Annotated in this window: 7 protein-coding genes; 1 reads left to right on the top strand and 6 read right to left on the bottom strand. The window is 67.0% G+C overall.

Going from position 1 to position 8,816, the window contains the following annotated elements; all coding sequences use genetic code 11:
- Positions 1-102 precede the first annotated feature (102 nt).
- The 6 genes from ACIP0B_RS15825 to ACIP0B_RS15800 form a co-directional block, all read right to left on the bottom strand.
- The gene (locus ACIP0B_RS15825) at positions 103-1,158 is read right to left on the bottom strand and encodes an ABC transporter ATP-binding protein (RefSeq protein WP_400833457.1); all 1,056 of its coding nucleotides are present in this window, start codon (positions 1,156-1,158) and stop codon (positions 103-105) included.
- 13 nt (positions 1,159-1,171) lie between these two features.
- On the bottom strand, positions 1,172-2,020 hold the full coding sequence (locus tag ACIP0B_RS15820) for an ABC transporter permease (RefSeq protein WP_400833454.1): 849 nt from the start codon (positions 2,018-2,020) through the stop codon (positions 1,172-1,174).
- Complete coding sequence (locus ACIP0B_RS15815; RefSeq protein WP_400833452.1) at positions 2,017-2,925, bottom strand: ABC transporter permease; 909 nt, start codon at positions 2,923-2,925, stop codon at positions 2,017-2,019. Before ACIP0B_RS15815 ends, ACIP0B_RS15820 begins: the two co-directional genes overlap by 4 nt.
- A gap of 186 nt (positions 2,926-3,111) precedes the next feature.
- On the bottom strand, positions 3,112-4,215 hold the full coding sequence (locus ACIP0B_RS15810; RefSeq protein WP_400833449.1) for an ABC transporter substrate-binding protein: 1,104 nt from the start codon (positions 4,213-4,215) through the stop codon (positions 3,112-3,114).
- A gap of 215 nt (positions 4,216-4,430) precedes the next feature.
- Positions 4,431-5,879: an aldehyde dehydrogenase family protein gene (locus tag ACIP0B_RS15805; RefSeq protein ID WP_400833493.1), complete on the bottom strand. Its 1,449-nt coding sequence runs from the start codon at positions 5,877-5,879 to the stop codon at positions 4,431-4,433.
- A gap of 8 nt (positions 5,880-5,887) precedes the next feature.
- Entirely contained in the window at positions 5,888-7,525 is a 1,638-nt protein-coding gene (locus ACIP0B_RS15800; protein ID WP_400833447.1) for a 5-guanidino-2-oxopentanoate decarboxylase, read from the bottom strand.
- 144 nt (positions 7,526-7,669) lie between these two features.
- Here ACIP0B_RS15800 and ACIP0B_RS15795 point away from each other — a divergent pair, with 144 nt between their 5' ends.
- Positions 7,670-8,551, top strand: coding sequence for a LysR substrate-binding domain-containing protein (locus tag ACIP0B_RS15795; RefSeq protein WP_400833444.1), 882 nt, complete (start codon positions 7,670-7,672; stop codon positions 8,549-8,551).
- The last annotated feature ends 265 nt before the right edge of the window (positions 8,552-8,816 follow it).

Genomic DNA, 8,816 nt, shown 5'->3' with positions numbered 1-8,816 from the left:
GCCAGCAGGCTGGCTCCCACAGGGGATCGGTGTTGATCACGGGTTCCATGTGGGAGCCAGCCTGCTGGCGATGGGGCCGGCACTGCCGGCATCACCTCCGGCTCAGGCCCCCAGCACCCGGCACGCCTCGGACGGCAACGTCACCGACACCGGATGCCCGATCCCCAGCCCGATGTCCTGGCACGGCGTGCTCAGTGCGGTGAACGTCACCCCGGAACACTCCACCGTGGTCTCGATGGTCGCGCCGATGTCGCGCACGAACGTCACCTTGCCCAGCAAACGGTTGCCCGCTGTCGCCTGGGGCGCCGACAGTTGCAGGTCTTCGGGGCGGATCAGCATCTTCACCTTCTGCCCCACCACGATGCTGCTGCAGATCGGCACTTGCAGCGCGTCGCCGCCCGGCAGCACGATCTTGCCGTCGCCCAGCGCCGTGGCCGGGAAAATGTTGCCCGAGCCGATGAAGTCCGCCACGAACTCGTTGGCCGGGTGCCGGTAGATCTCGATGGGCGTGCCCACCTGCTGCACCCGGTGCTCGCCCAGCACCACCACGATGTCGGCCATGGTCATGGCTTCGCGCTGGTCGTGGGTGACCATGATGGTGGTGATGTTCAGCCGCTGCTGAAGCTGGCGGATCTCCACCTGCATCGATTCGCGCAGCTTGGCGTCCAGCGCCGACAGCGGCTCGTCGAGCAGCAGGATCTTGGGGTGCGAGGCAATCGCCCGGGCGATCGCCACCCGCTGGCGCTGGCCGCCGGAGAGCTTGGCCACCGGGCGGTCGATCATCGCCTGCAACTGGATCATCTCCAGCAGCTCCACCACCCGCGCCCGCTGCTCGGCCTTGCCGACGCCGCGCAGCTTGAGCGGATAGGCGATGTTCTCGCCCACGGTCATGTGCGGGAACAGCGCCAGCGACTGGAACACCATGCCGAAGTTGCGCAGGTGCGCCGGGGTGTGGCCGATGTCCTCGCCGTCCAGGCGGATCTCGCCGCCGGTGAGGGTCTCAAGCCCCGCGATCATGCGCAGCAAGGTGGTCTTGCCGCAGCCCGACGGCCCCAGGAAACACACCAGCTTGCCCTGGGGCAAATGCAGGTTGACGTCTTTCACCGCGCAGGCCGAGCCGTAATGCTTCTCGACGTTTTCCAGAATCAGTCCAGACATGTTGCACCTCAAATCAGAAGGAAACGCCGCCCTCGCCCACCAGCTTCTCCAGCGCCCAGATCAGGACGAAGTCGATCAGCACGATCAGCACGGCAAACGAGAACACGGTAGGGTCGAGCGAGGACACGGTGCGGCTGTACATCCAGATCGGCACGGTCATGACGTCGATGGTGTAGAGGAAATAGGTGACGGTGAATTCGTTGAACGAAACGATGAACGCCAGCAGCATGCCCGCCAGGATCCCCGATTTCATCAGCGGCACCACCACATCGACGATCGCCCGCAGCGGCGAGGCGCCGAGCATCTGCGCCGCCTCCTCGACCTCGCTGCCGATGGAGAGCATGGCCGCCGTGCAGTTCTTGACCACGAACGGCAGCGCCAGGATCACGTGGGCGATCACCAGCCGCGAGGTGGTCATGTGGAACGGCAGGCTGTCGAACACCAACAGCATCGCCAGGCCCAGCACCACCATCGGGAACACCAGCGGCAGCGACATCAGTTGCAGCGCCACGGCCTTGCCGCGGAACTCGCAGCGGGTCAGCGCGTAGGCCGCCGGCACCGCGATCAGGGTGGCGAAGACCATGGTCAGGCACGACACCAGCAGGCTGGTGGCCATGGCCTGGCCCAGGCTCAGCACGTCGCTGGCGTCCGGCGAGACGAAGGTGTGCCACGCGGCCTTGTACCATTGCAGGCTGTAGCTGGCCGGCGGGAAGTCGAGGTTCGACGCGCCGCTGAACGACATCACGATCATGGTCAGGATCGGCAGCACCGCCAGCAGCAGGATCACGCCGGACAGGATCCCGGCGAACGTGCCCGTGTCGCCGGGCAGCAGCGCGTGGCGCTTCTTGGTCAGGGCAGTCATTGCGAAGCCTCCAGCAACCGGCGACGGCGGCCGGTGACGTATTCGGACAGGGTCATGATCGCCAGGGTGGTGACGATCAGCACTACGCCTGCGGCGGACGCGGCGGGCCAGTTCATCAGCGGAGCGATCTGGTCGTGCACCATCACCGCCAGCATCGGCACCCGCCGGCCGCCCAGCAGCAGCGGCACCACGAAGCTGCTGGCGTTGTAGGCGAACACCAGCGTCGCGCCGGTGATGATCCCCGGCAGGCTCATCGGCAGCACCACCTGGCGGAACACCTGCCAGCGGCTGGCGCCCAGGGTCGCGGCGGCCTCTTCGAAGCTGCGCGACACGCCGCGCATGGCGCTGGCGATCGGCAGCACCGCCAGCGGGAAGGCGGTCTGCACCAGCCCCATCAGCACCCCGTTCTGGTTGTACAGCAGCATGATCGGCCGCTTGATCAGGCCCAGCCCCATCAGGGTCTGGTTGAGCATGCCGCCGGGACCGAGGATCACCAGCCAGCCGTAGCTTTGCAGCAACAGGTTGACCAGCAGCGGCAGCAACACCGCCGCCAGGAAGATCCGCCGCACGAACGGCGACGTCAGGCGCGACATGGTGTACGCCACCGGGATCGCCAGCAGCACGGCGATCACCGCGCTGATCAGCGCCAGGCGCAGGGTCAGCAGCAACGACTTGAGGTAGTACGGTTCGAGCAGCTGCGCGTAGCTGGCCAGGCTGAAGCCCGTCCACTCCGCGCCCTTGGTGCCGATGCTCATGCGCAGCACCAGCAGGCTGGCGGCGATCAGCACGCCGAGGAACAGCATCGACGGCGTGAGGAAAAACCACGCCCGGACAGTGGGCGAAACGCCGCGCGCCGGGCGCACGTCGGCCGCGCCGACCGGGTGGGTCAGGGATTGGTGTTCCATGGCAATGATCTCGTCAATGGAAGAACAACTGACAAACACAGATTTCCAAACCCCCGCGAACCCTGTGGGAGCTGGCTTGCCAGCGATGACGGCCGACCTGTCGAAAACGATGTCACTGACAGATTGCTATCGCTGGCAAGCCAGCTCCCACAGGGATTTGCGGTGTTCCGAAGGTTTGCGTTCGGCTCAGGAAGAAAAGATTTCCGTGTAGCGACGGATCCACTGGTCATGCACGGTGGCCAGGAAGGCGTTGTCGTGCATGATCGCCTTCTCGGCGATCTGTTCCGGCGTCAGGATGTACGGGCTCTTGCGCGCCTCGGCGGAGATGATCGCCTTGGCGTTGACCGGCCCGTTGAAGATGTCTTCGGCCATCTTGCCCTGCACCAGCGGGTCGAGGGAGTGATCGATGAAGGCGTAGGCCAGGTCGGTGTCGCCGGGACGGTTCTTGGGCATCACCGACAGCATCAGGTCGGTGTAGAACCCTTCCTTCATGCCGAACGTGGCGCCCAGGCCGTAGTTCGCGTCGCGGATCTGCTTGGGGAAGAACGCCGGGGCGTAGAGCCCGCCCATGTCGAGGGATCCGGTGCGGAACAGCTCGGCGATCTGGTTGGGGTTCTCGCCCAGGGTCACCACGCGGTCCTTGAGCTCGGCCAGTTTCTTGAAGCCCGGCTCGATGTTGTGCTCGTCGCCGCCGGCCAGTTTGGCGGCGATGATGATCAGGTCCATCGCCTCGGTCCAGTTCGGCGGCGGCAGGAAGATGTTCGGCGCCAGGTCAGCGTCCCACAGCGCGGCATAGCTGTCCGGCGCGGTGCTCTGGGTGCGGGTGCTGTAGACCAGGCTGTTGCACCACAGCAGGTAGCCGATGCCGTGGCCGTTGGCGCCGGTGCGGTACTTTTCCGGCACGTCGACCAAGTTGGGGATGCGGTTCAGGTCCGGCTTTTCCAGCAGCCCGGCGGCGGCCAGGCCTTCGGCGCCGACGCCGGCCAGGGTGATGATGTCGTACTGCGGACGGTCGCCGCCGGCCTTGAGCTTGGCGACCATTTCCGAGGTGCTGCCGGTGCGGTCGGCGATCACCTTGGCGCCGGTCTTGGCCTCGAAGGTCGCGGCGATGTTGCGCAACGCGGCCAGGCCGGTGTCATCCGACCAGGTCAGCAGGCGCAGGGTCTTGCCGGCGAAGCGGGTGTCGCTGGCGCTCGCCCGGATGAAGGGCATGCTCAACGCCGCCGCAGCCACCGAGGCCACGCCGACGGTCTTGATGAATTGACGCCTGTTCAGATCGTGCTCGCCCATGAAGGACTCCCTTTGTTCTTGTAAGTATGAGATTGACCGCAACCCTTGCGCTGACCGTCCGGAACCGCCAAAGTCCCGGTTTCAAAGGGCTTGGGCGAAGTCGGCGGATTCATCCTGAGGTCGGGCGCAAGCGCTGACCATCGATAAAAACTCATTGGAGCCATGACGCCGGCGCATGCCTCATTGCGAGGCATGCGCTCACTTTTTTCGGGCGTTCAGAGCGCCCGCACCACGTGCTTGATTTCCTGGAACGCGGCCAGTCCCCACGGCCCCAGCTCACGGCCCAGGCTGCTCTGCTTGTAGCCGCCCCAGGCCGTCTGCGGGAAGATCACCTGCGGCGCGTTCAGCCACACAAGCCCCGCCTGCAGGGCATCGGCGACCCGGTCCGCGGCCTCGGCGTCACGGGTGACCACACTGGCCACCAGGCCGAACCGGCTGTCGTTGGCCAGGGCGACCGCCTCGGCCTCGGTGGCGAAACTGCGCACGCACACCACCGGCCCGAAGATCTCTTCGCACCACAGCGCACTGTCCAGGGGCACTTCGGTGAACACCGTCGGCTGCAAGAAATAGCCGCGGGCCAGGTCGGCGGGACGGTTGCCGCCGCACACCAGCTTCGCCCCGGCGCTCAGGCCGCGGTCGATGTGGCCGAGCACCCGCTGGTACTGCGCCTGGTTGACCAGTGCGCCCATCTCCACGTCCGCATCGAACGGGTCGGCCACGCGGATCTTCTCGGCGCGCGCCTTGAGCCGCGTGAGGAACTCGTCGGCCAGTTCATCGGCGACCAGCACCCGGCTGGTCGCCGAGCACATTTGCCCGGCGTTGAAGAAGGCGCCGCCGCAGGCCAGTTCCACCGCCAGGTCGAGGTCGGCGTCGGCCAGCACCAGCAGCGAGGACTTGCCGCCCAGCTCCAGGCTCACGCCCTTGACCGTCTCGGCGGCGCGCTGCATCACCTGCACCCCCACCGCGTTGCTGCCGGTGAACGACACCTTGGCGATGCGCGGATCCGCCGCCAGCGGCGCCCCCACCGCCAGCCCGGTGCCGCAGACCAGGTTGAACACGCCGTCGGGCAGGCCGGACTCGGCGATGATCGCCGCCAGTTCCAGCTCCGCCAGCGGGGTCACTTCCGAGGGTTTGAGCACCACGCAGCAGCCGGCGGCCAGGGCCGGGGCGAGCTTCCACGCGGTGGTCACCATCGGGAAGTTCCACGGCACGATCAGCCCGACCACGCCGCACGGCTCGCGGCGCACGCGGGCGCTGAAGTCGTCGCTGGGCAGCGGCACATCCGCGTCGTTTTTGGCGTCCAGGCCTTCAGCCAGCCCGGCGTAATATTCGAATGTCGCGATCACGTCATCGACGTCGATGACCGCCTCGAACAGCGGCTTGCCGTTGTTGCTCGACTGCAGCTTCATCAGGTGTTCGCGGCCGTTGCGCACGCCGTTGGCGATGTTGCGCAGGATCGCCGCACGCTCGGCGCCGGTGGTCTTCGACCAGGCCTTGAAGGCTTCGGTCGCCGCCGCCACCGCACGGTCGACCGAGCGCTCGTCGCCGCCGTTGACCGTGGTCAGCAGCGCTTCGGTGGCCGGGTTGATCACCCGCAGGTGTTCGCCGCCGGACGACCATTGGCCATTGATGTAGAGACCGTCTAGGGTCGTCGGAAAATTCAGGGCCGAACTCATTGCGCCACCGCCTTCATCCATTGGGTCTGGTCGATTTCGATCAGGGTCGGGCCCTGACGGTCCGTGGCCGCCCGCAGCGCGCCACGCAGTTGCTCGACGGAGCCGGCCGATTGGGCCGCGCAGCCCAGGGCCTGGGCCACGCCGATGAAGTCAGGGGTGTAGATGTCCACGCCCACCGGTTCGATGGCGCGGTTGACCATGTAGCGCTTGATCTCTTCGTAGCCCTGGTTGTTCCACAAAAGGACGATCACCGGCACCCGTGCCTCCACGGCGCTGGCCAGTTCCGGCAGGGTGAACTGCAGGCCGCCGTCGCCGATCAGGCACACCACCGGCGGGCGCGCGCCTTGCTCCAGGCGACCGCCCAGCCAGGCGCCGATGGCCGCCGGCAAGGCGTAGCCGAGGGTGCCGTAGCCGGTGGAGGCGTTGAACCAGCGGCGCGGATGATCCGGGTTGAAGGTGAGGTTGCCGGTGTACACCGGTTGCGTGGAATCACCGACGAACACCGCTTCCGGCAGTTCGTGCAGGACGGTTTCCAGGAAGCGGGTCTGGGCCAGGGCCGGCGCGTCCCAGCCAGCGGCCAACTCCTCACGCAGACGGGCGGCGCGCACCTGGCCCCAATCGTTGCGGCGCTCGGCCAGGGGGTGATGGGCCAACGCGCTGAGCAAGGCCTGGGCCGCGTTGCGCGAGTCGGCCACCAGCGCCACGTGCGGCGGGTAGTTGCGCACGGTCTGGTCCGGGTCGATGTCGACGCGCAGCAGTTGGCCGGGAATCTCGAAGCCGCCGGCGAAGGTGACGTCGTAGTCGGTTTCCGCCAGTTCAGTGCCGATGGCCAGCACCACATCGGCATCGGCCACCAGCGCACGGGTGGCGACCAGGCTCTGGGTCGAACCGATCAGCAGCGGATGGCCCGACGGCAACATGCCTTTGGCGTTGATGGTCAGCGCCACCGGCGCGTCCAGCCGTTCGGCCAGTTCGGTGAGTTCGGCGGCCGCGTCGATGGCGCCGCCGCCGGCGAGGATCAGCGGACGCTGCGCGCCGGCCAGCCGTTCGGCCATGCGGTTCACGGCAGACGGTGCGGCACCGGCGCGGTCGATGTGCACCGGCACGCTGGCGAGCAGGTCATCGGCGTCTTCGACCAGCACGTCCAGCGGGATCTCGATGTGCACCGGACGCGGACGCCCGGCCTGGAACAGCGCGAACGCGCGGGCCAGCACCGCCGGCAGTTCCGAGGCGGACATCAGGGTGTGGGAGAACGCCGCCACGCCGCCCACCAGCGCGCTCTGGTTCGGCAGCTCGTGGAGCTTGCCGCGGCCGCCGCCCAACTGGCTGCGCGACTGCACGCTGGAGATCACCAGCATCGGGATCGAGTCGGCGTAGGCCTGGCCCATGGCGGTGGTGATGTTGGTCATGCCGGGGCCGGTGATGATGAAGCACACGCCCGGCTTGCCGCTGGTGCGCGCATAGCCGTCGGCCATGAAGCCGGCGCCCTGCTCATGCCGCGGGGTGACGTGGTTGATGCTCGAACGGGCCAGCCCGCGATACAGCTCCACGGTGTGCACCCCCGGGATGCCGAACACCTGCTCGACCCCGTAGCCCTCGAGTAACTTGACCAGTACTTCGCCGCATGTCGCCATGGTTATGCCCTTCTTGTTCGATTGAGACTCCGGCCTCCTTTTGTGGGAGTCCGGGAATGGCCTCATTGAAACGGGCGCCCCATAGCCGCAACAATCGATAAAAGCTCATACTAGCCATGTCCTCACGTCATACCTTGGATCCACATGAAACGACTGCCTCCCCTGCCCGCCCTGCACACGTTTCTGGTCACCGCGCAGTGCTGCAACTTCACCCGGGCCGCCGAGCAGTTGCACATCACCCAGGGCGCGGTGAGCCGGCAGATCGCCGGGCTTGAGGATCACCTGGGCTATGAGCTGTTCATCCGCCTGGCCCGGGGGCTGGAACTGACCGCCGAAGGCCGCGAATGGCTGCCGAAGGTGCAGCAGGTGTTCGACCTGATCGGCGATTCGGTGGAGCAGATCGGCGCCAAGCGCGAGACCCTGCAACTCAAGGCACCGAGCTGCGTGATGCGCTGGCTGCTGCCGCGCCTGATGCAGTGGCAACGGGAACGCCCGGACGCGCCGGTGAAGCTGACCGCCTCGCTCCAGCATGGGGTCGACTTCCAGCGCGAACAGTTCGACGCGGCGGTGATCTACGGCACCGCGCCCCACGACCTGCCGGCTGCGCTGCACATGTTCGACGAGCAACTGACGCCGGTCTGCTCGCCGATGCTGCTCAAGGGCGCACCGGGCCTCAACGCGCCGGCGGACCTGCAGCAGCACCTGCTGCTGCACCCCACCCACGACGATCAGGACTGGACGCTGTGGCTGAAGGCCGCCGACCTGCGGCTGAACAACATCGGCAGCGGCCAGCATTTCGAGACGCTGGACCAGGCCATGTCGATGGCGTCCCACGGCACGGGCGTGGCGATCGGCGATTGGTCGTTGATCGGCGATGACCTGAACGCCGGACGGCTGGTGACACCGTTCGACTTGAAGGTGAAGACAGGGCTTGGCTACTACGTGGTGGCGCCGGACAGGCCTGAGCCGTCGGCGAAGCTGCGGGAGTTGATGGTGTGGCTGGTGGAGCAGGCGCATACCCGCTGAGCCACTGGGTTTTGCGGCGTCTTCACTGACGTCATCGCCAGCAGGCTGGCTCCCACAGGGATCGGCGGCGCCGAGGAGTCTGTGGGAGCCAGTTGCTGGCGATGGCGGAGGAACATTCAGCCTTGAGCTTTCTGAACCGACACCTTCAAGAGCGGGATCCCCGCCGGCCCCTGTGGGAGCCAGCCTGCTGGCGATGGCGGAGGGACACTCAGCCTTGAGCTTTCTGAACCGACACCTTCAAGAGCGGGATCCCCGCCGGCCCCTG

Origin of the sequence: Pseudomonas sp. NPDC089534, from assembly GCF_044749305.1 — a bacterium.
In the GTDB taxonomy this organism is placed as follows: Bacteria; Pseudomonadota; Gammaproteobacteria; order Pseudomonadales; family Pseudomonadaceae; genus Aquipseudomonas; species Aquipseudomonas ekonensis.
This window is presented reverse-complemented; position numbering and strand designations above follow the sequence as displayed.